At 73.3% G+C, this 21284-nt stretch carries 21 protein-coding genes; 14 read left to right on the top strand and 7 right to left on the bottom strand.

From position 1 onward, the window contains the following. Positions 1–81: 81 nt before the first annotated feature. The 3 genes from ACXVGS_RS02700 (at position 82) to ACXVGS_RS02690 (ending at position 2567) form a co-directional block, all read left to right on the top strand. Positions 82–861, top strand: coding sequence for a ComF family protein (locus ACXVGS_RS02700; RefSeq protein WP_458536598.1), 780 nt, complete (start codon positions 82–84; stop codon positions 859–861). Between the two features lie 261 nt (positions 862–1122). Further along, positions 1123–1755, top strand: a complete 633-nt coding sequence (gene hpf / locus ACXVGS_RS02695) for a ribosome hibernation-promoting factor, HPF/YfiA family (RefSeq protein WP_141787457.1) — start codon at positions 1123–1125, stop codon at positions 1753–1755. A gap of 89 nt (positions 1756–1844) precedes the next feature. Further along, positions 1845–2567, top strand: coding sequence for a response regulator (locus ACXVGS_RS02690; RefSeq protein WP_425465299.1), 723 nt, complete (start codon positions 1845–1847; stop codon positions 2565–2567). 59 nt (positions 2568–2626) lie between these two features. Here the strand turns inward: ACXVGS_RS02690 and ACXVGS_RS02685 are convergent, their stop codons facing one another. After that, positions 2627–3010: a VOC family protein gene (locus tag ACXVGS_RS02685; RefSeq protein WP_458529337.1), complete on the bottom strand. Its 384-nt coding sequence runs from the start codon at positions 3008–3010 to the stop codon at positions 2627–2629. Positions 3011–3165: 155 nt separating this feature from the next. On the opposite strand from ACXVGS_RS02685, the gene ACXVGS_RS02680 reads away from it, so the two are divergent. Together ACXVGS_RS02680 and ACXVGS_RS02675 are read left to right on the top strand one after the other, a co-directional pair. Beyond that, positions 3166–4359: a winged helix-turn-helix domain-containing protein gene (locus tag ACXVGS_RS02680; RefSeq protein WP_458529338.1), complete on the top strand. Its 1194-nt coding sequence runs from the start codon at positions 3166–3168 to the stop codon at positions 4357–4359. Beyond that, positions 4349–5650 (top strand): MFS transporter, encoded by a 1302-nt coding sequence (locus ACXVGS_RS02675; RefSeq protein ID WP_458529339.1) that lies wholly within the window; start codon positions 4349–4351, stop codon positions 5648–5650. Before ACXVGS_RS02680 ends, ACXVGS_RS02675 begins: the two co-directional genes overlap by 11 nt. A gap of 8 nt (positions 5651–5658) precedes the next feature. On the opposite strand, the gene ACXVGS_RS02670 is transcribed toward ACXVGS_RS02675, so the two are convergent. Next, entirely contained in the window at positions 5659–7968 is a 2310-nt protein-coding gene (locus ACXVGS_RS02670; protein WP_458536597.1) for a GNAT family N-acetyltransferase, read from the bottom strand. A gap of 73 nt (positions 7969–8041) precedes the next feature. Here ACXVGS_RS02670 and ACXVGS_RS02665 point away from each other — a divergent pair, with 73 nt between their 5' ends. After that, positions 8042–8353: a GNAT family N-acetyltransferase gene (locus ACXVGS_RS02665; protein ID WP_458533710.1), complete on the top strand. Its 312-nt coding sequence runs from the start codon at positions 8042–8044 to the stop codon at positions 8351–8353. 165 nt (positions 8354–8518) lie between these two features. Beyond that, entirely contained in the window at positions 8519–11266 is a 2748-nt protein-coding gene (secA, locus tag ACXVGS_RS02660; RefSeq protein WP_458535613.1) for a preprotein translocase subunit SecA, read from the top strand. A 51-nt stretch (positions 11267–11317) separates the two neighbouring features. Here secA and ACXVGS_RS02655 read toward each other — a convergent pair whose 3' ends face one another. Beyond that, positions 11318–11836 (bottom strand): Rv3235 family protein, encoded by a 519-nt coding sequence (locus tag ACXVGS_RS02655; RefSeq protein ID WP_458529343.1) that lies wholly within the window; start codon positions 11834–11836, stop codon positions 11318–11320. Continuing rightward, positions 11833–12717: a LysM peptidoglycan-binding domain-containing protein gene (locus ACXVGS_RS02650; protein ID WP_458529344.1), complete on the bottom strand. Its 885-nt coding sequence runs from the start codon at positions 12715–12717 to the stop codon at positions 11833–11835. Before ACXVGS_RS02650 ends, ACXVGS_RS02655 begins: the two co-directional genes overlap by 4 nt. A 190-nt stretch (positions 12718–12907) precedes the next feature. Here ACXVGS_RS02650 and ACXVGS_RS02645 point away from each other — a divergent pair, with 190 nt between their 5' ends. Continuing rightward, on the top strand, positions 12908–13480 hold the full coding sequence (locus tag ACXVGS_RS02645) for a hypothetical protein (protein ID WP_458536596.1): 573 nt from the start codon (positions 12908–12910) through the stop codon (positions 13478–13480). Positions 13481–13490: 10 nt separating this feature from the next. Here the strand turns inward: ACXVGS_RS02645 and ACXVGS_RS02640 are convergent, their stop codons facing one another. Then, entirely contained in the window at positions 13491–13742 is a 252-nt protein-coding gene (locus ACXVGS_RS02640; RefSeq protein WP_141787467.1) for a helix-turn-helix domain-containing protein, read from the bottom strand. 237 nt (positions 13743–13979) lie between these two features. Between ACXVGS_RS02640 and ACXVGS_RS02635 the strand changes: the two genes are divergently transcribed. The 3 genes from ACXVGS_RS02635 to ACXVGS_RS02625 all read left to right on the top strand — a co-directional run bounded on the left by ACXVGS_RS02635 (position 13980) and on the right by ACXVGS_RS02625 (position 16655). After that, complete coding sequence (locus tag ACXVGS_RS02635) at positions 13980–14645, top strand: hypothetical protein (RefSeq protein WP_458533221.1); 666 nt, start codon at positions 13980–13982, stop codon at positions 14643–14645. Next, positions 14642–15925 carry an AAA family ATPase gene (locus tag ACXVGS_RS02630; RefSeq protein ID WP_458529347.1) on the top strand — a complete coding sequence of 428 codons (1284 nt, stop codon included), beginning with the start codon at positions 14642–14644 and terminating at the stop codon, positions 15923–15925. The genes ACXVGS_RS02635 and ACXVGS_RS02630 overlap by 4 nt, the downstream gene beginning before the upstream one ends. A gap of 64 nt (positions 15926–15989) precedes the next feature. After that, positions 15990–16655, top strand: coding sequence for an HAD family hydrolase (locus tag ACXVGS_RS02625; RefSeq protein ID WP_458529348.1), 666 nt, complete (start codon positions 15990–15992; stop codon positions 16653–16655). Here ACXVGS_RS02625 and ACXVGS_RS02620 read toward each other — a convergent pair. Together ACXVGS_RS02620 and ACXVGS_RS02615 are read right to left on the bottom strand one after the other, a co-directional pair. Beyond that, a complete protein-coding gene (locus ACXVGS_RS02620) occupies positions 16643–17959 on the bottom strand; it encodes a hypothetical protein (RefSeq protein ID WP_458529349.1) in 1317 nt (438 codons plus the stop codon). The two genes, ACXVGS_RS02625 and ACXVGS_RS02620, sit on opposite strands and share 13 nt — an antisense overlap. Before the next feature lie 13 nt (positions 17960–17972). Further along, on the bottom strand, positions 17973–18401 hold the full coding sequence (locus tag ACXVGS_RS02615; protein ID WP_458529362.1) for a hypothetical protein: 429 nt from the start codon (positions 18399–18401) through the stop codon (positions 17973–17975). 50 nt (positions 18402–18451) lie between these two features. On the opposite strand from ACXVGS_RS02615, the gene ACXVGS_RS02610 reads away from it, so the two are divergent. From ACXVGS_RS02610 to ACXVGS_RS02600, 3 genes are read left to right on the top strand one after another with little or no spacing between them, the layout of a single operon-like run. Next, positions 18452–19876, top strand: a complete 1425-nt coding sequence (locus tag ACXVGS_RS02610; protein WP_458531627.1) for a WS/DGAT/MGAT family O-acyltransferase — start codon at positions 18452–18454, stop codon at positions 19874–19876. Continuing rightward, a complete protein-coding gene (locus ACXVGS_RS02605; protein WP_458529351.1) occupies positions 19873–20859 on the top strand; it encodes a patatin-like phospholipase family protein in 987 nt (328 codons plus the stop codon). The genes ACXVGS_RS02610 and ACXVGS_RS02605 overlap by 4 nt, the downstream gene beginning before the upstream one ends. Continuing rightward, on the top strand, positions 20856–21281 hold the full coding sequence (locus ACXVGS_RS02600) for a DUF6912 family protein (RefSeq protein ID WP_458529352.1): 426 nt from the start codon (positions 20856–20858) through the stop codon (positions 21279–21281). The genes ACXVGS_RS02605 and ACXVGS_RS02600 overlap by 4 nt, the downstream gene beginning before the upstream one ends. Positions 21282–21284 lie beyond the last annotated feature (3 nt).

The following is a 21284-nucleotide window of genomic DNA, read 5'->3' as shown; positions in this document are numbered from 1 at the left end:
CCCCCACAGCCCCCTCCGTGTCGTCCACAGGCTCCACCCACGGGCTGGTCACCGCAACCGCGGCACCGCAGGATGCCGCACATGCGGTATGCCGTGGGGCCCGGTCCGGCGCTGCCCCTCCTGCGGTCGGCCCTCGGTGCCCTTGCCGAGCTGGCGCTGCCGCGCGCCTGCGGCGGGTGCGCCCGACCCGGTGCCGCCTGGTGTGCGCAGTGCGCGGCCGAGGTCGCCGGCGCCGTGCACCCCGCGGGTGCCGGGGCATGGGCGCCGACCCCTTGCCCGCCCGGCATGCCACCGGCGTGGGCCGCGGCACCCTATGACGGTGCCCTGCGGGCGGCGCTCGTGGCGTGGAAGGACGCCGACCGCCGCGACCTGGGGCAGGTCCTGGTGCCGGTGCTGGCCGGGGCCGTCGCGCGCGCCGTCGTCGCCGACCCGCTCATCCGGGCGATGCTCGCGGCCGGCAACGGGCCGGTGCTCGCCGTGCCGGTGCCCTCCTCGGCCGCGAGCGTGCGCCGCCGCGGGGACGCCCCGCTGCAGCAGCTGGTCCGGCGGGCCTGTGCACGCCTCGACCCCACCGGCGGGGCACTGCTGCCCGCACCCGCACTGGCGCTGCGGCGCCGGGTCGCCGACCAGGCCGGGCTGGGGCACCGCGCCCGGGCGGCCAACCTGGAGCACGCGATGGCGGTGCGCGGTCGCTGGCGGCCGGTGGTCGCGGGGGCGACCTGCCTGGTGCTCGACGACGTCCTGACGACCGGCGCGACCCTGCTCGAGGCGGCCCGCGCGCTGCGCGCCGCCGGCGCCGCCCACGTGGCCGTGGTGACGGTCGCGGCCACCCGGCGGCACGGCATACCGGGGCGGCCGTGACCGGCGGGACCCCTCTGGCACAAGGGGTCCGGGCGCGCGCCAAGTCGGCAGGCTCCGCGGTATCGCTTCGGCCGGAGTTGGTCTAGCGTTCATGCATGGCCCCCACGGTCGCCGCTTCCGCGGTCGCCACTGGTCGTCGCCCCAGCACTGCGGGCGACGGCGATGGGCCTGAGGTTCCTCTCCGGCGGAGGTGGTGCCGCGCCTGACCGGGCCTTGCGCGGGCCCCCGAGCGATACCGCGAATCCCCCAAGGAGGACACCTGTGGAGATCGTCGTCACCGGACGGCACGTCCAGGTCTCGGACCGTTTCCGTCGACACCTGGATGACAAGCTGGCCAAGGTCCCCCAGCTCGCGCCGCGCGTTCAGCGGCTCGACGTGGTCGTGACCCACGAAGCCAACCCACGCCAGTCCAAGGCCTGTGACCGGGTCGAGATCACCTGCCACGTCAAGGGACCGGTCATCCGGGCCGAGGCGTGTGCGGATGACAAGTACGCCGCGCTGGACGTCGCGATGGACAAGCTCCTCGAGCGACTGCGGCGCGCGCACGACCGGAGGCGGGTCCATCGAGGACGACACGTCCCGGAGTCCGTCGCGCAGGCGACCGCACGACTTGCCGACCTCCCGTCGCTCAACGGAGCGTCAGGCGGTGCGCCCGAGGCCGAGGCCGTCCCTGCCGAGGGCGAGTCGCCGATCGAGGTGCGCGAGAAGGTCCACGCGACTGCGCCGATGAAGCTGGACCAGGCGCTCTACGAGATGGAGCTGGTCGGGCACGACTTCTATCTCTTCCACGACAGCGACACCGACCGGCCGAGCGTGGTCTACCGCCGCCGTGGCTGGTCCTACGGGGTCATCCACCTCGACGTCGACGAGATGGCCCGGGAGCGCGTGGGCTGATCGCCCCGAATCCTCCAGATTCCTCAAGAGGTGCCCCTCCTTGCGCGGGAGGGGCACCTCGCGCGTGTCGGCGTGCCATGATGACGCTCGTGACGACCAACGGCCTGTCCTCGATGACCGAAGCCGGCACCGCCGTGCCCCGCAGTGGTGAGGCCATCCGTGTGCTGGTCGTCGACGACCACGTGCTCTATCGCCGCGGCCTCGAGCTCGTGCTCGGCCAGGAGGCCGACATCGACATCGTCGGCGAGGCCGGTGACGGCCACGAGGCGATCCGGCGCACCGAGGAGCTGCTCCCGGACGTCGTGCTCATGGACGTGCGCATGCCGCGTCGCTCCGGCATCGAGGCCTGCACCGCCATCAAGGAGCTGGTGCCCTCGACCAAGATCGTCATGCTGACGATCAGCGACGAGGAGTCCGACCTCTACGAGGCGGTCCGCGCCGGCGCCAACGGCTACCTGCTCAAGGACGTCCCCGGTGAGCAGATCGCCGACGGCATCCGCGCGGTCTCGACCGGTCAGTCCCTGATCTCGCCGTCCATGGCCTCCAAGCTGCTCTCGGAGTTCGCGCTGATGATCAAGCGCCACGAGGAGCGTCCGGCGATGCCGGTGCCGCGGCTGACCGAGCGTGAGCTCGAGGTGCTCAAGCTGGTGGCGCGGGGCATGGCCAACCGCGACATCGCCAAGGCCCTGTTCATCTCCGAGAACACCGTCAAGAACCACGTGCGCAACATCCTGGAGAAGCTCCAGCTGCACTCGCGCATGGAGGCGGCGATGTACGCCGTGCGCGAGAAGCTGCTGGACCTGCCCGAGTAGTCCCGGCGTGCGCGAAGGGCGGTGACCGTGAGGTCGCCGCCCTTCGTGTCTGCGGGGGCTCAGCCCAGATGCGTCTCGTGCAGGCACAGGAAGTTGCCCTCGCTGTCCTTGAACCACGCCGCCTTCTCGCTGCCCGCGGAGGCGATGTGCCCCTCGGTCTTCAGGTCGGGGGTGTCGTAGTCCTCGAACCGCACGCCGCGTCCCTCGAGGTCGGCGATCTCGCGGACGATGTCGTCCACCTCGAAGCTGAGCACCGTGTGGCTGGTGTGCTCGCCCGGGGCGGGCATGAGCTCGACCGCCGACCCGGCCGCGGTGCGCAGCGCGTGGTTGCCGGCCATGGAGTCGCCGAGGTCGGTCAGGCCCAGCGTGTCGCGGTAGAACGTGGTCGCCCGGGACATGTCGTCCACGGGGATGATGGTCGTGATGGGGGACTTGCTGATCATGGGCACCTCCGGAACGCCCTTGGGATTTGTCCCTCCTGCCGAACGCGCCAATTCTCCGCTCGTCACGGTGGCCGGACAATCCGCCACGGGTGCGCAGAAGCGCGTATGCCGTGTGCTCGCCGCGACCGGTCGGTCCCCGACCGTAGAGTGCTGGCGTGCCACGCAACCCCGACCGTCTCAGCCAGGCCCAGGCGCGCCGCACCGCCTTGGCGGCGCAAGGCTTCTGCGACCCCCGGCCGGCTCCCGGCGGCGCGACGATGCGCCACGTCCAGCGAGTGGTCGACCGGGTGGGGCTCATCCAGATCGACAGCGTCAACGTGCTGACCCGCAGCCAGTACCTCCCGTTCTTCTCGCGGCTCGGCCCCTACGACACCGCCCTGCTGGACCGCGCCCGCGACCGGTCGCCCCGCCGGCTCGTGGAGTACTGGGCCCACGAGGCGAGCCTCGTGCCGCCGGCCACATGGCCGCTGCTGGACTTCCGGATGCAGCGGGCCCTGCACGACGCGTGGGGTGGCATGCAGCGGGTGGCCCGTGACCACCCCGAGCTCGTCGAGGCGGTGCGGCGCGAGGTCGAGACGCGGGGGCCGCTCACCTCGCGAGAGGTCGAGCAGGCCCTGGAGCACGACCTGCCCCGGGCCAAGGACAACTGGGGCTGGAACTGGTCCCTGGTCAAGAACGCCCTCGAGCACCTGTTCTGGGCGGGCATCATCACCAGCGCCGGGCGCACGACCCAGTTCGAGCGGCGCTACGCCTCGCTCGAGCGGGTGCTCCCGAGGGAGGTGCTGACCAGGGCGGTGCCGCCGGAGGTCCGCCCCACCCACCCCGAGGCGTTCCGCGAGCTGATGGCCATCGCCGCCCGGGCCCACGGGGTCGGCACCGAGCAGTGCCTGCGCGACTACTTCCGGCTCAAGCCCGAGCAGGCGCGCCCCGCGCTCGAGGCGCTGGTCGCGTCGGGGGAGCTGCGGCCGGTGACCATCGACGGGTGGAGGCGGCCGGCATACCTGCACGTCGAGGCGCGCCTGCCGCGACGGGTCCACGCCGAGGCGCTCCTGAGCCCGTTCGACTCCCTCATCTGGCAGCGCGACCGGACCCTGGCGCTGTTCGACTTCCACTACCGGCTCGAGATCTACGTGCCGCAGCACCTGCGCGTGCACGGCTACTACGTGCTGCCGTTCCTGTTCGGTGACCGGTTGGTGGCGCGCACCGACCTCAAGGCCGACCGGGCGACGAGCACCCTGCGGGTCCGCGCGGTGCACTGGGAGCCGGGCGCACCGCACGAGGCCAAGGCCGCCCTCGACGCCCAGCTGGCCGCGATGGCCGGGTGGCTGGGGCTGAGCCATGTCGGTTGAGGCACCGGCGCGCACCTCACGCGTCCACCGGGCCTGGTACGTCGCCGCGGTCACCCTGGGAGCGCTGGTCGCCGCGGCCGCGTTCCGCTCCTCGACCGGGGCGATGTTCGAGCCGCTGGAGCACGAGTTCGGGTGGAGCCGCACGACCACCAGCGGGGCGGTGACGCTCAACCTCGTGGTCTATGGCCTGACCGCGCCGTTCGCCGCCGCGCTCATGGAGCGGTTCGGGGTCAAGCGGGTGGTCACCGCCGCCCTCGTGCTCGTCGCCGTCGGCAGCGGCCTGACCACGGTCATGACGTCGGCCTGGCAGCTGTGGGCGCTGTGGGGCCTGGCGGTCGGCGTGGGCACCGGCTCGATGGCCCTGGTGTTCGGCGCCATCGTGGCCAACCGCTGGTTCCACACCCACCGTGGCCTGGTCACGGGCGTCTTCTCGGCCGCCAACGCCACCGGCCAGCTCATCTTCCTGCCGGCGCTCGCGGCGCTCATCGCGGGGCCGGGGTGGCGGTTCGCCGCCCTGACGGTCTCGGCCGCCGCCCTGTTGCTGGCCCCGCTGGTGTGGGCGGTCCTCGCCGACTCCCCGGCCCACGCCGGCACGACGCCCTACGGCGCCAAGCCGCTGGACGGGCACGCGAGCATGGTCGTCGCCGACGTCGAGCCCGAGCAGGGTCCGGGGGAGTCGGCCGCTCGGGCCGCGCTGCTGGCCTTCGCCGACAGCGCGCGCTCGCGGGTCTTCTGGATCCTGCTGGCGACGTTCTGGGTGTGCGGGTGGTCCACCAACGGCCTGATCGGCACGCACTTCATCCCGGCGGCCCACGACCACGGCATGCCGCCCACCACGGCAGCCGGCCTGCTCGCACTCATCGGGGTCTTCGACATCGTCGGCACGATCGGGTCCGGCTGGCTGACCGACCGGGTCGACTCGCGGGTGCTGCTGTTCGTCTACTACTGGTTCCGCGGGCTGTCGCTGCTGGTCGTCCCGTGGCTGCTCGGTCCCGACGTCCGGCCCAACCTCTTCCTCTTCATCGTGTTCTACGGCCTGGACTGGGTGGCCACGGTGCCCCCGACTGTGGCGCTGTGCCGCAGGCACTTCGGGCTGGAGCGCTCCGGGGTGGTGTTCGGCTGGGTGTTCGCCGCGCACATGGTCGGTGCCGGCGTGGCGGCGAGCTTCGCCGGGTGGGTGCGCCAGGACACCGGCGACTACCTCGGGGCGTGGCTGACCGCCGGCGCGCTGTGCCTGGTCGCCGCGTTCGCCATCCTCGCCATCCCCAAGCGCGCCCCCGCCAGGGGCTGATCCCCGCCTCAGCCGGGGTAGTCCTGCGCCAGCAGGTCGAACCACACCAGGTCTGCGAAGCTGCCGTCCCGCAGCGGCTCGGCGGCCCGGTGGCGCCCTACCTCGACGAACCCGGCGTCCCGCGCGATCGCCATCGAGGCGTCGTTGCCGAGGGCGGCCCCGAGCGTGAGCCGTCGCCGGCCCAGGCCGCCGTCCTCGCGCGGGACGAACGCGTGCCGCACCGCGAGGCGGACCGCCTCCTTCATGACCCCCCGGCCGCGGGCGTCGGGGTGCAGCCAGTAGCCGACCTCCCCGGCGGTGGTGTCCTCGCCGGCCATGTCCATCACCGCGACGACCCCGAGCAACCGGTCGTCCCCCTGGTCAGCGACCGCGAAGTACACGCCGCGGCCCCGGGCGGCGTTCTCCCGGCTGCGGCGCAGGTAGTCGCGGGCGTGCTCGAGCGTGTAGTCCTCCGGCAGGCCGGAGAGCCAGTGCCGGGCCACCGGGTCGGAGCAGGCCTCCACGACCCGCTCCAGGTCCTCGTCCCGCAGCGCGCGCAGCCGCACGCCCGCGCCCTCGAGGGTCACCGGCTCCACGGCGGTCGCCTCGTTGAGCACGGCGGCGGCGATCCGGTCGTCCTCGCGCCCGAGGCCGAAGTGCACCACGGCCGCCCGGCTGCCGTCGGGCAGGTGCAGGCCGCCGGGCTCGCGGCCCCACTCCATGAAGCCGGCCCGGCGCAGCACCGTCTGCGAGGCGAGGTTGGCCTCCTCGGTGTGCGCGCGCAGCCGGCTCAGGCCCAGCCCGCCGTCCTCGCGGGGGGTCAGCGCGTGCGGCACCAGCACGTCCAGGGCCTCGTTGGTCAGGCCCCGCCCGCGCTCGTCCGGGTGCACCCAGTAGCCCACCTCACCGGTGTTCGGGAAGGTGACGCCGGCCAGCCCGTGCACGGTCACGCAGCCGACCACGCGGTCGTCCTCGCGGTCGGCCAGGCACCAGGTCACCCGCTCGCCCTGCAGCCCCTCCAGCCGCCGCCGGGCGAGCCAGTCGCGGGCGTCCGCCTCGGTGACGCGCTCGGGCCCCAGCCCCATGGCCTGCTTGCGGGCGGGGTCGTCCAGCGCCTCGCGCAGCCGGGGCAGGTCCGTATCGCGCCACTCGCGCAGCACGACCCGCTCGCCTTCCAGCCGGGTCGGCACGAGCAGTCCGGGCTCGCCGCGGTCCGCGGCGAGCAGCTCGAAGTGGTGCCCTCCGTGGATGCTGCCGTCCGGCGCCCGCCACGAGTCGGTCTCGACGCCGGTGAGCCGGAAGCCCGCGTCACGCAGGACCCGGTCGGAGGGCCAGTTGTCGGGGTCGGTCGAGGCGTGCAGCCGCTCCAGCCCCATGCCGCCGGCCTCGACCGGGGCGAACGCGTGGTCCAGCACCAGGGACACGGCGCCGGCCATGACACCCCGCCCCCGGTCGCCGGGGTGCAGCCAGTAGCCGATCTCGGCGTCCCGGGAGCCGGCCCCGTCGTCGAAGCCGAACAGCTGGATGTCGCCGAGGGCCTCATCGCTCCCCCCGTCGGCGATGCACCAGTACAGGGCGACGCCCTCGGCGCTCCGCAAGCGGGTGCGCTCCAGCCAGGCGGGGTAGGACTCGGCGGTGGGGTGGGCGCCGGCCGGCATGAAGTTCAGGCTGGCCGGGTCGGGCCCCTGCCCCTCCCTGGGGGTGTCGGAGTCGCGCCACGGCCGCAGCCGCAGACCGTGCCCTTCCAGCACCGGCGCGGACCACCACGGGGTCGCGGGCTCGCGCGGGTCGTCCGCGCGCAGGGAGGCGACCCACGCGTCATACGGCTCACCGTCGCGCCCGGGCAGCAGCCCGCGCACGGTGCCCTCGACGCGGAAGCCGCAGGCCCAGGCGGTGCGGCGCGAGGCCCAGTTGCCCACCGCGGCCCGCCAGTGCAGCACGTGCACCCCGTGCTTGAAGGCGTGCTCGACCACCAGGCGCAGCGCGCGGGTCATGTGCCCGTGTCCGCGGGCCCACGGGTGCAGGCCGAAGCCGACCTCCGCGGTCCCGCCCCCGTGCGGCCGGTAGTCAATGGTCCCGGCGTAGCGGGGCATTCCGGCGTCGTCGACCTCGAGCGCCCAGTAGCGGTTGCCCGTCGGGTCCTGCCACCCGGCGATGACGGCGGCGAGGAACTCCTGCGCGTCACTCCGCTCGTAGGGCGCGGGGACGGTCGTCCAGCGCACCATCTCGGGGTCGCGGGCCTGCTCGACGACGGCGTCGAGGTCGGCGGGGGAGTGGGCCCGCAGGGTCACCACCCCGTCGGTCAGCACGGGCACGACGTCGGAAAGCTGGCGGTCCATGGCGACACCCTTGCCGACGGGGCGTGGCGGGGCAAAGGTTTTCGGCGGCGTGGCCCCGTGGTTGGGTGGGCGCATGACTGACATCGAGGTCGTCAACAACACCGGGGCGCACCGCTACGAGGCCAGGGTCCACGGCCGCGTGGCCGGGTTCGCGCAGTACCAGCTGACCGACGAGCTGATCGTCTTCACCCACACCGAGGTCGAGGGGGAGTTCGAGGGCCAGGGGGTCGGCGGCGCGCTGGTGCGGGGGGCGCTGGACGACGTGCGGGCGCTGGGCCTGCGCCGGGTGCTGCCGCTGTGCCCGTTCGTCAAGGCGTGGATCGGCCGGCACCGGGACTACCGCGACCTCGTCTACCACGCCCCGAGCAGCACGGCTCGGGACTGAGCCGCCCGGGAACACCCCGCCGCAGCCCGCTCGTTGCGCCCGTGAGGGGCAACCGACCCCCCCACGGCCCGTCGGCCGCACGGTCGGGCCCGCCAGCGACTAACCTAGGCAGGTCGCGGCGTGGACCATCGGCCCGACGCCATCAGAGTCTCGTCAGGAGTGAGCGTGCCCAAGATCGTTGAACGACTGCTTCGCGCCGGTGAAGGCCGGGTGATCAAGAAGCTCGAGGGCATCGCGGCCCAGGTCAACGCCATCGAAGAGGACTTCGAGAAGCTCACCGACGCCGAGCTGCGCGGCGAGACCGACGTGTTCCGCCGGCGGCTGGCCGACGGCGAGACCCTCGACGACATCATGCCCGAGGCGTTCGCCGCGGTCCGCGAGGCGAGCAAGCGCACCCTGGGCAAGCGCCACTTCGACGTGCAGATCATGGGTGGCGCCGCGCTGCACCTGGGCAACGTCGCCGAGATGAAGACCGGTGAGGGCAAGACCCTCGTCGCCACGCTGCCGTCCTACCTCAACGCGATCGAGCGCAAGGGCGTCCACGTCATCACGGTCAACGACTACCTGGCCGAGTACCAGTCCGAGCTGATGGGCCGTGTCCACCGCGCCCTCGGCCTGGAGACCGGCTGCATCCTGGCCTCCATGACCCCGGCCGAGCGTCGCGAGCAGTACGGCAAGGACATCACCTACGGCACCAACAACGAGTTCGGCTTCGACTACCTGCGCGACAACATGGCGTGGTCGACCGAGGAGCTGGTGCAGCGTGGCCACAACTTCGCCATCGTCGACGAGGTCGACTCCATCCTCATCGACGAAGCCCGCACCCCGCTGATCATCAGCGGCCCGGCCGACCAGGCCACCAAGTGGTACGTCGAGTTCGCCCGGATCGCCGAGAAGCTGCAGCGCGGCGAGGACGGCAAGGGCGACTACGAGGTCGACGAGAAGAAGCGCACGGTCGGCGTCCTGGAGTCCGGCATCGAGAAGGTCGAGGACTACCTCGGCATCGACAACCTCTACGAGTCTGTCAACACCCCGCTGATCGGCTACCTGAACAACGCCATCAAGGCCAAGGAGCTGTTCAAGCGGGACAAGGACTACGTCAACATGAACGGCGAGATCCTCATCGTCGACGAGCACACCGGCCGCATGCTGGCTGGGCGCCGTTACAACGAGGGGATGCACCAGGCGATCGAGGCCAAGGAAGGCGTCGAGATCCAGAACGAGAACCAGACGCTCGCCACGATCACCCTGCAGAACTACTTCCGCATGTACGACAAGCTCTCCGGCATGACCGGTACGGCCCAGACCGAGGCGGCCGAGCTGCACCAGATCTACAAGCTGGGCGTCGTGCAGATCCGCACCAACCGACCGATGCAGCGCATCGACCAGGCCGACCTCGTCTACCGGACCGAGGAGGCCAAGTTCAACGCGGTCGTCGAGGACCTGGTCAAGCGTCACGCCAAGGGCCAGCCGGTCCTCGTCGGCACCACCAGCGTGGAGAAGAGCGAGTACCTCGCCGAGCAGCTGCGCCGTCGCGGCGTGAAGCACGAGGTCCTCAACGCCAAGCAGCACGCCCGTGAGGCCGCGATCGTGGCCCAGGCCGGTCGTCGTGGCGCGGTCACCGTCGCCACCAACATGGCCGGTCGAGGCACCGACATCATGCTCGGCGGCAACCCCGAGTTCAACGCGGTCGCCGCGCTGAAGGAGCGGGGCCTGGACCCGGAGGAGACCCCGGAGGAGTACGAAGCGGCCTGGCCCGAGGCGCTCGAGCTGGCCGAGAAGGCCGTCGCCGCCGAGCACGAGGAGGTCACCGGTCTCGGTGGCCTCTACGTCCTGGGCACCGAGCGGCACGAGTCGCGGCGCATCGACAACCAGCTGCGTGGCCGGTCCGGCCGTCAGGGTGACCCGGGCGAGAGCCGGTTCTACTTGTCCCTGCAGGACGACCTCATGCGCCTGTTCAACTCCGGCATGGTCGACCGGTTCATGACCTCGGCCCGCATGGAGGACGAGGTCCCGATCGAGTCCAAGCTGGTCTCCCGCTCGATCCAGAGCGCCCAGAGCCAGGTCGAGGCGCAGAACTTCGAGATCCGCAAGAACGTCCTCAAGTACGACGACGTCCTCAACCGCCAGCGCGAGGTCATCTACGCCGAGCGTCGCCGCGTGCTGGAGGGCGAGGACCTGCACGAGCAGGTGCGCCACTTCATCAACGACGTCGTCGGTGGCTACGTCGACGCCGCCACCGCCGACGGCTTCGCCGAGGACTGGGACCTCGAGCAGCTCTGGACCGCGCTCAAGACCCTGTATCCCGTGTCGGTCACCATCGCGGAGGTCGAGGAGGCGGCCGGTGGCCGCTCCGCCCTCACCGCCGAGGTGCTGCGCGAGGAGATCCTCTCCGACGCCCACCACGCCTACGACGCCCGCGAGGCGACGCTGGGTGGCAACGTCACCCGCGAGGTCGAGCGCCGCGTCATCCTGTCGGTCCTGGACCGCAAGTGGCGCGAGCACCTCTACGAGATGGACTACCTGCAGGAGGGCATCGGCCTGCGCGCCATGGCCCAGCGCGACCCGCTGGTGGAGTACCAGCGCGAGGGCTTCCTGTTGTTCGAGGCGATGAACGAGGCGATCAAGGAGGAGTCGGTCGGCTACCTGTTCAACGTCGAGGTCGAGGTCAACGGCGAGGCCCAGGCGCTCGCCGCCACCGAGCTGACCGCCGACGCGGGCGAGGCCGTGGCGGTCTCCGCGGAGCCGGTGATCACCGCCAAGGGCCTGACCACGCCGGAGCCGGCCACCCGCCTGCACTACTCGGCGCCCAGCGACGACGGCTCGGTGCAGGAGCGCGACGAGGCGCCGGTCGCCACCCGCGCCGAGCGCCGCGCCGCTGCCTCCAAGAAGGGGCGCAAGCGGGGCCGCTGAGCCACGCCGAAGGGCCCTGACCGGATCGCCGGTCGGGGCCCTTCGTCATGCTCAGCCCACCTGGAGGGCGGTGACCATCCACCGGTGGTCCAGGCCGGTGAGGCGCATCGCCAGGGCCCGGACCCGGTCGTGGTCGACCACGACGGCACAGGCCTCGGCGACCCCGTCGGCCGGCTCGCACACCCGCACGCGGCGGACGACGGCCCGGCGCCCGCTCACGACCCCGCGGCGGCCGGCCACGGCGGAGCGTCGGGCCACGGCGGAGTAGACCTCGGGCGCGGTGAAACGGATGACCTGCGGTGCCGGCCGGGTGCCCGACATCACCTCGACGAGCGCCTGGGCGATGTGGCCGGCCCACTGCTGCGGCTCGGGCAGGTCGCGGCTGGAGGTGGGCTGCGGGCCGAACCATGACTCGTCCGCGCCGTGGAACTCGACCGCGAGCATGCCCTGGTCCCAGGTCGGTGACGTCTCGGTCGCCTGCAGCTGCTCGGGGTCGATCGGCGGGGGCGAGCACTCCGGGATCGGTCGGACGCGCACCGGGCCGGTGCCGCTGGTGGTGGTGTCGTTCATGGTGTCCCCCCGTTCGGTGATGGCGGTTCGAGCAGCTGCCCCGGGACCAGGCGGTCCGGGTCGTCTCCGATGACGTGCCGGTTGCTGGCGTGCCAGCGCGGCCACTCCAGCGCGATCTGGGCTGCGGTGGCGGTGGGCCCGAGGTGGCGCGCGGCGATCGACCAGAGCGTGTCGCCGCGCCGGACGGCCACGCCCTCGAGGACCGGCAGGCGGGCGGGGTTCCTGCTCGGGTGCAGGACGTCGAGGGAGGCGTCACGCCGGACGGGCGCGGGCCGGGTCGGTGACCAGCCGGGCCCCGGGAGCTCCTCACCGGTCCCGTGCGCGCTGCCCGGCGGGGTGGCGGCGGCCTGGGGGCGGGTCACGGTCGTCGGTGCGGGTGCGGGGTGGAACCCGGGGCCGGGCAGCGGCGCAGCGGCGGGCGGTGGGGGAGTGAACCCGGGAGTCGGGAGGACGCTCGTGGCCGTCGGCGCCGGTGCGCCGGACCACGGTCCCGACGGGGTGCCGGTGTCGGCCACCGCGGTGCCGGGTCCGAAGGCCGCCACCAGCGTCGAGCCGAGCAGCAGCGAGGCGACGCGGCGGGAGACCGCCGGTCCACGCCGGGCCAGGGCGCGGGCGACTGCTCCCGGCGTGCCCGGCAGCGCGCCCAGCACGGCCGCGGTCACCGACAGCCCGAGCCACAGCCCGACGAGCACTCCGCCGGCGCACACCACGAGCAGGAGCAGGTCGGCCGGGTCGACCGGGCCGGGGGCGCCGACCCGCCGCCAGGCGGAGGTGGCGCCGAGCCCGAGGCACCAGGCCAGGGCCAGCGTGCCCGCGGCGATCCCGAGGCCGGTGACCGCGATGCGCCCCAGGCTCCGATGCGAAGCGGCGACGTCCGCCATGATCCCCCCTGAATCACGTTTACATTCGTTTCCGTGAGTTTGCGCTCGTTGGGCGATCTCGCGCAACCCCTCCCCTGTGGATTCCCGCCGCGTCCCTGCCGGCCGTGGCCGCACGATGGGTCCGGCTTCTCCAACGAGGAGATCACGAAATGGTCACGGTCGCATCGCGGCCGGGAGGGGCGGGTGAGCCGTGAGGTGGGACCGGCTCTTCGAGGACTTTGAGGCCCAGCTCGAGGCCGAGCGACGGCTCGACCTCGAGCTCGAGGTGGCCGACCGGACCCGTCGGGAGCGGGCCACCCGCGGGCTGCAAGGCCGGCTCGTCGACCTGCTCGGCTGCGACGTCGACGCCCGGGTCGCCGGCGGTGCGCGCGCCTCGGGCGTGGTGGTGCAGGTCGGCCAGGACTGGGTGATCCTCGAGGCCCCGGCCGCTGCGACGGCGGTGGCGGTCGCCTCGCTGGTGCCGTTCCACGCCCTGCGAGTGCTGACGCCGGGTGGGTCGGGCCGGCGAGGTCCGGCGGACGGGGCGCCACAGGTGTCCCGCCGGTTCGGGCTCGGTCACGCCCTGCGCGGGCTGAGTCGTGACCGGGTGGCGGTGCGGCTCCAGGACATCGACGGCCGGGTGCTGACCGGCACCATCGACGGGGTGGGCGCCGACCTGGTTGAGCTCAGCGAGCACCAGCTCGACGTGCCGCGACGGCGCGAGCACGTCGTGGCGGTCCGCTGGGTGCCGTTCGCCGCGCTCGCCATGGTGACGCGCGGGTGAGGCGGGTCGGTCAGTCGACCGGCTCGGCGTCCTCCGCGGCGTCCCCGGTCTGACCGAAGGGGTGGGCGGCCACGAAGGTCTTGGTCTCGGCATACATCCGCTGGATGTAGTTCTCCAGCTCGGTGGCCTCCACACGCCACTGCCCGCGGCCGCCGACCTTGATGGCGGGGAGCTCTCCGGAGCGCACCAAGGCATAGGCCTGCGCGGAGGAGATGTCGAGGATCTCCGACACGTCCGCGAGCTGGATGAAGCGCTTAGCCATGGCGTGCTCTCCTTGCTGCCTGACCGCGGGGACTTGACCAACTGTTTACCACAATGCTGCGTGCGCGTCCCAGTGTCTCGGTCAACTGTGGACTGCGCCTGTTTGCGTCGGGCTGGTTGTGTCGGACCTGTGGACAAGGTGTCCGGCGGCGTCCGCCGCCGGGACATCATGGCAGCGAGGCCCGCGCCGAGAGGTGCCGCGGGCCGTCGGGGAAGCCGGACCGACAGGGGGAGCCACGTGACCGACCTGCCCACACCCACGGCCTCGCGCCTGCAGCTGCCGTCCTGGCGGGACTCGCGCCTGGTCATCGGCGCCCTGCTCGTGCTGGCGGCCACCGCCCTCGGCGCGCGCGTCGTCGCCGCCGCCGACGACACGGTCCCGATGTATGCCGCGGCGGCCACCCTCGTGCCCGGCGAGCCGGTCACCCAGGACGACGTCCGGGTGGTGCGGGTCCGGCTCGCGCCGGGCGACGCGGCATATCTACCGGCCGACCACGACCTCGGGGACGACCACTACGTGCTGCGGGAGGTGCGTCCCGGCGAGCTCGTGCCACGGTCGGCGCTCGGCGGACGGGGCGACGTGGGGGTCAAGCCGCTGACCGTGTCGGTGTCCTCCGACGCCGCGACCGGGCTGGTGCAGGGGTCGGTGGTCGACGTGTGGGTGAGCCCGCGCGACCCGGCTGCGGCCACGGAGCGCTACCTCGCCCCGCAGCGCCTCGTCAAGTCGGCCTCGGTGGCCCGGACCCCGCACCGGGCGAGCGGGCTGTCCGGACCCGGGGGCAGCACCGGTGTGGAGGTGCTCGTGCCCGACGGCGACGTCCAGGACCTCATCGCGGCGATCGACACGGGTGCCCGCGTCACGCTGGTGCCGGCGCCCGGGTCGGTGCGAGCCGGTCAGTCGTGAGGGCGGTCCTGACGGCGGTCAGCGACCGCTACGAGGCCGGGCTCGTGACCGCGCTCGAGCGGTCCCGCGAGCTTGCGGTGGCGCGCCGGTGCGCCGACCTGGCCGACCTCCTCGCTGCCGCGTCCGCGGGACTGGCTCGCGTCGCCCTGGTCTCGGGGGAGCTGCGCGAGCTCGACCGCTCGGCGCTGGACCACCTCGCCCGGGCCGGGGTGGCGGTGGTCGGCGTGCATGGGCCCGCCGACGAGGTGTCCGAGACCCGGCTGCGCCAGCTCGGCCTGGACGTCGTGGTGGCCGCCGACGCCGACACCCAGGCGCTGGAGGAGGCGTGCGTCGCCGTCCTGCAGACCGCCCCGGCAGACACCCCTGTCGCTGATGCGGACTGGGTGCCCGGGCCGGCCGAGACCGAGCCGGACGGCGTGGGCCGGGCCGAGGGGAGCGTGGTCGCGGTGTGGGGGCCGACGGGAGCCCCGGGACGGACCACCGTCGCGGTCACCGTGGCGGCCGAGCTGGCGGCGTCCGGCACGCCCACGCTCCTGGTTGACGCCGACACCTATGGCGGTTGCGTGGCCCAGACGCTCTCGCTCCTGGACGAGGCTCCCGGCCTGGCCGCGGCCGCGCGCGCCGCCGAGCACGGCACCCTCGACGTGGCGGCCCTGGCCCGGCTGGCCCCCGAGGTGACGCCGGGGCTGCGGGTCCTGACCGGCCTGCCCACGGCGGAGCGCTGGCCGGAGATCGGCGCGGCGTCGCTGGAGCGGGTCCTGACCCTGGCGCGGCAGGTCGCGGCCGTGACCGTCGTCGACTGCGGCTTCTCCCTCGAGGACGATGAGGAGCTGAGCTACGACACGCTGGCCCCGCGGCGCAACGCCACGACGCTGACCGCACTGTCGCTGGCCGACACCGTCCTGGCTGTCGGCGCGGGTGAGCCGATCGGGCTGCAGCGTCTGGTACGGGGGTTGCGGGACCTGGGCGCGCTGCCGTGCCCCGACCCCGTGGTGGTGGTCAACCGGGTCCGGGCCGAGGCCGTGGGATGGCACCCCGAGCGGCGGATCCGTGACGCCCTGCAACGCTTCGCCGGGGTCCGCAGCCCGCACCTGGTCCAGGACGACCGCTCCGCCCTCGACGCCGCCCTGCTCTCCGGCAGGACGCTGACCGAGGAGGCGCCCGGCTCACCGGCCCGGCTGGCCCTGGCCGAGCTGGCCCGGAGCCTGGCGCCGGCGGGGGAGCCGGCCAGCCGCCGCGAGCGCAGGGCGCGCCGTCGCTGGGTGGCCGGCCCGGTTTGACCGGCATGGCCGCGACCGGCGACGGTGGCCGGACACACCGTCGCGGACTGGAAGCTGGAGGACCATGCGAGGCCTGATCGTCGACTGGGGCGGGGTGCTCACCGCCCCCGTGCACGTGGCTGTGCGCCGCTGGGTCGAGAGCACGGGGGTCCTGCACGACCACTACCTGGCCGTCGTCCGGCGGTGGGTGGACCCGGGTCCGGGGGTTTCCTCGCCCGTCCACCTCCTCGAGCGGGGCGAGATGTCCCTCGTCGACTTCGAGCGGGAGCTCGCTTCGGCCCTGGCTGCCGAGGGGTCCTCGGTCGAGGCCGACGGGCTGGTGAACGCCATGTTTGCCGACCTCGCCGACTACGAGCGGTCCATGACCTCCCTCGTCGGCCGCGCCCGCGCCGCCGGCGTGCGCACCGCCCTGCTGTCGAACTCGTGGGGCAACGACTACGACCGCACCGACTGGGACGAGCTCTTCGACGCGGTGGTCATCTCCGGCGAGGTGGGCATGCGCAAGCCCGAGCCGGAGATCTTCACCCTGGCGCTGCAGCGGATCGGCCTGCCCGCGCGGGAATGCGTCTTCGTCGACGACCTGCAGCACAACGTTCAGGCGGCGACCCGCCTGGGCATGGCCGGGGTGGTCCACCGGTCTTACGAGGACACCGCCAGAGAGCTCGCAGGGCACTTCCCCGGGGCGCCGTGGATCCGTGCCGGCAGCGAGGAGCCGGGTCAGCTGCTGTAGAGCAGCAGCAGCCCGCCGCAGGTGTAGCCGACCATCAGCACCAGCAGGGGCAGCTGGCCCAGGACCGCGACGCGGCGGTCGAACAGGGCGACCGCCCGCTCGTGGGCCAGCACCACGCCCAGGATGTGCCCGGTCACGATCGCCACGACCTGGATGGTCGCGGTCAGCGTCGGCTCGATCAGCCGGGTGTCCGGGGACAGCCCGCCCGTGCCGAGCCAGTTGGCGCCGATGCCGAGCGGGTCGGTGAGGCGCACCAGGGTGAGCTGGCCGGCATACACGAACAGGGCCCAGTAGTGGGCGATGACGTACCCCGCGGCGATCGGGACCAGCGACGGGGCGAACTGCAGCGTCAGCCCGCGGAAGGGCAGGCCAGCCAGGCGGGCGGACACCGCCGCCGCCACGGCGAGCGCCCCGGCGACCACCAGGCACATGCCCAGCAGCCCGAGCGTCTCGAGCAGCGTGGCGGGGACGGCCGCGGACTGCACGAAGCCGTACCAGCGCGGCTGGCCGGACAGGGCGTCGTAGGCGGTGCTGCCGAGCATCACCGCGACCGCGGCGGTCAGGCCGCGGCGCGGCCGCAGCGCGTTGACGCCGTGCAGGGGGGTGCGCAGGACCCAGGTGCGGTCGCGACGGCGGCCCAGCGGGCTCAGCGACCCGAGCAGCCGCGACCAGACCTCGAACGGGTCGCCGCCGGAGAACCACCGGCGGCCCAGGACGAAGGCGCCCACCAGGTCGGCCATGACGAACGCCAGGACCGCTACGCGCAGCACCGTCAGGGTGGTGCGGTTCGGGGCGATGAGCTCCAGCCACGCGAAGGCGAAAAGCCCCACGGCGCCCGGCCACATCCCCGGCGACCACCGCACCATCGCCTCGTCGGGGTCCAGGCGGGCCATGCGGTTGATGCCCAGGTGCAGCCAGCGCACCGGGTTGAGCACGCGCCAGATCGGCCCGAGCACCATCGACAGCACGGCCAGGCCAACCCACAGCCAGACATAGATGACGTAGGGGGCCGGGTTGTTGGCGTTGTCCTTGCCCGCCGCGAGGGACAGGACCGCCCAGCCGGCCAGGAGCAGGGTCAGGATGACCGCGGTGCCGCGCAGCCAGCGCGAGTCCAACGCTCGCGCGAGGGGCGCCGGCAGCGGCACGCCGGCGTCGCGGTCGAGTCGCGGCTCACGCCACAGGACGCCCAGGGCCAGGAAGGAGACCACGAGGGCGACCGCCGCGCCGGTGACCAGCGCCGGCAGCGGCAACGGCAGCGACTCGACCGATCCGACCCCGTGGGCAGGCAGCAGTGCGGGCGTCATCGCGGCCGGCAGGTCACTGGACGGCCACGGACAGCAAGCGCAGCGGCGGGTGGTGCGTCTCGACCTCGTAGACCCCAGGCAGGTCGGTCTTGAGCACCAGCGTCGTCGGGACGCCCGCCTTGAGCTCCTTCTCGACCTCGAAGCCGTGGGCGTGGAGCTCGTCGTCGTGGTCGCTGGTCACCACCAGGGTCAGGGTCTCGCCCGGCTTGATCCGCACCTGGCTGGGCGCTGGGGTGACCGTCCTGCCCGTGATCGTGACCCGCAGCGTGCGGCCCGCTGCCGGGGCGGGGGACGAGGACCCCGTGGAGGGGCCGCTCGATGTCGACGCGCTGGTCGAGGACCCTTGTGCGGCGGGCGGTTCGGAGGACCCGCCACACGCCGCCAGCGGGCCCGTGAGGGCACCCAGGGCGATGACGGCCATGCCGGCGCGCATGCGTGTCATTGTGGTCACGCCCGGCAGTCTAGGCGGGGCAACTCTGACACGATGAGCGTGTGCCTGACCGCTTGAGCTCCCTGGACGCGTCCTTCCTCTACCTCGAGGAAGCCACGACGGCGATGCACGTCGGATCGGTCATGGTCTTCCAGCCGCCGGACGAGGGGTTCGACTACGACCGGCTGGTCCGGCTGGTGTCCACGCGCATCGCCTACGTCCCGCGCTACCGCCAGCGGGTGCGCGAGGTGCCCGGACATCTGGCCAACCCGGTGTGGGTCGACGACGAGGACTTCGACGTCACCTATCACGTGCGCCGGTCGGCGCTGCCGCGCCCGGGCTCGGACGAGCAGCTGGAGGAGTTCGTCGCCCGCATCCAGCCCCGGCCCCTGGACCGCAACCGTCCGCTGTGGGAGGTCTACCTCGTCGAGGGCCTGGCCGAGGGCCGCTTCGCGATCGTCACCAAGTCCCACCAGGCGCTGGTCGACGGCATCAACGCCGTCGACATCGCCCACGTCATCCTCGACACCGACCCCGACCGCGAGGAGCCGGTGACCGACACCTGGCGCCCGACCCGGGAGCCCAGCGACATCGAGCTGGTCACCGAGGCGCTCGTGGACGCGGTGCGTCGCCCGAGCCAGATCCTGGACAACGTCCGCGGCGGTGTCGCCGACGTCCGGGCCATCGGTGGCCGGGTGGTCGGAGCGTTTGGTGCGGTGGCCTCGACGGTGGCCCGCAGTGCCGCCCGCCCGGCACCGACGAGCCCGCTCAACGCCGAGATCGGCGAGGCCCGGCGCTACTGCATGGTCGGCACCGACCTCGACGACTACCGCAAGGTGCGGGCGCGCCTGGCGCGCGGCAGCTACTCCGACGACGTGACGGTCAACGACGTCGTGCTGGCCACCATCTCCGGTGCGCTGCGGTCCTGGCTGCTCACCCGCGGCGAGGCCGTGCACAATGCCACGACGGTGCGGGCCATGGTCCCCGTCTCGGTCTACGACGCCGCGGACACGACCCGCCTGGGCAACCGGGTCACCGCCTGCTTCGTGGACCTGCCGGTGGGGGAGCCGAGCGCGTCGATGCGGCTGCACCAGATCGCCTTCGCCATGCGCCAGCAGATGGAGGGCGGGCAGGCGGTCGGCGCCGAGTCCATCGCCGGCATCGCCGGGTTCGCGCCGCCGACCCTGCACTCCCTGGGCGCGCGGCTCGGCAGCGCGATGTCGCGCCGCCTGTTCAACGTGGTCATCACCAACGTGCCCGGCCCCCAGCAGCCGCTGTATGCCGGCGACGCACGCATGCTCTCCTCCTACCCGGTGATGCCGCTCGCCCGCGGGCAGGCCGTCTCGATCGGGTTGACCTCCTACGACGGCGGGGTCTACTTCGGCCTCAACGCCGACCGTGACGCGATGCCCGACGTCGACGTGCTGGGCCAGTGCCTCGTCGACTCCCTCGCCGAGCTCGTGGAGAGCAGGGACTCGGGCAGATGACCCGGCGCACCCGACGCGGACTGGTCCTGGGCGGTGGTGGCGTCCTGGGGGCAGCGTGGATGGTGGGTGCGCTCACGGCGCTCGAGGACGAGGTCGGCGTCGACGTGCGGCGGTTCGACGCCTTCGTCGGCACCTCGGCGGGGTCGGTGCTGGCGGCCCTGCTGGGGTCCGGCGTCGCGGTCTCGGACCTGCTGGAGCACCAGCTCGGCCGCGAGGTCACCTCGGGGCCGCTGGCCGGCTTCACCTTCGACTACGAGCACGACACCGGTGGTGACCGTCCGGCCCGGCCCAAGCGGGGGCTGGGGTCGCGGGAGATGTTGCTGCGCAACGCCCGCCAGCTGCGCCAGCTGCCACCGACCGCGGTCCTGGCGGCGCTGCTGCCCGAGGGGCGGGGCCGGCTCGACCGGGTCGGCGCGCTCGTCTCCCACGTCGTGCCGCAGGGGTGGGCCCCGCGCCAGGGCGTGAGGGTGGTGGCCCTCGATTACGACGCCGGCACCCGGGTCGCCTTCGGAGCCGAGGACGCCCCGATGGCCCACCTCGCCGACGCCGTGATGGCCTCGTGCGCGATCCCGGGGTGGTACACCCCCGTGCGGATCGGGGAGCACCGCTTCATCGACGGTGGTGCCTGGTCCTCGACCAACCTCGACCTCATGGTGGGACAGGGGCTCGACGAGGTCTACGTCCTGGCGCCCCAGGTCTCCTTCGTCACCGACACGCCCACCCAGTGGCAGACCCGGCTGGAGCGTCAGTGGCGCAACCGGGTGACCAACCGGTGCCTGCGCGAGCTGGCCAAGGTCCACGAGGACGGCGCCGAGGTCACCGTGCTCGGCCCCGGGCCGGAGGACCTCGCGGCGTTCGGCGCTAACCTCATGGACGTGTCGCGGCGGCCGCTGGTCGTGCAGACCTCGCTGCGCACCTCCGTGGCGGCGCTGCGGGACCCGGCGCCACTGCCCGATCGCAGCAACTTCGAGGACGTGGGATGACCCTGACGCGAATCTACTTGCCGCTCAACGCCGCCGGCCTGCGCGAGCTGCACGCCGGCGGTGTCGTGGCCGGACGGCCGCTGCGGGCCCACGCGGTCACCTCGGCGGTTCGCGCCGCCCAGCCCTCCGGCGACGAGGAGGACTGGGAGTACACCGCGCTGTGCGACGCGGCCTCCAGCTCCCGGCTGCTGCTCGAGCGCGGCGAGGGGCGCCGCATCGTGGCCGCGGCCGACGTCACCAGCACCCTCGTGCAGGAGGAGGTGCCCGGCGAGACCAGCACCCCCTCGGCGGTGGTGGTCTCGGAGGCGGTGCCGCTGAAGCGGATCGCCTCCTTCCACGTGGACGAGGACGGTGCCGACGACGACGAGGAGCTGCTCTGGTACGACGCCACCGAGCTGGGCCAGCTCGTCGAGCTCCTCTGAGCG

It is taken from the genome of Oryzihumus sp. (assembly GCF_054325275.1).
Note: the sequence above shows the minus strand (reverse complement) of the source record. Positions and strands in the feature narration are given on the sequence as shown.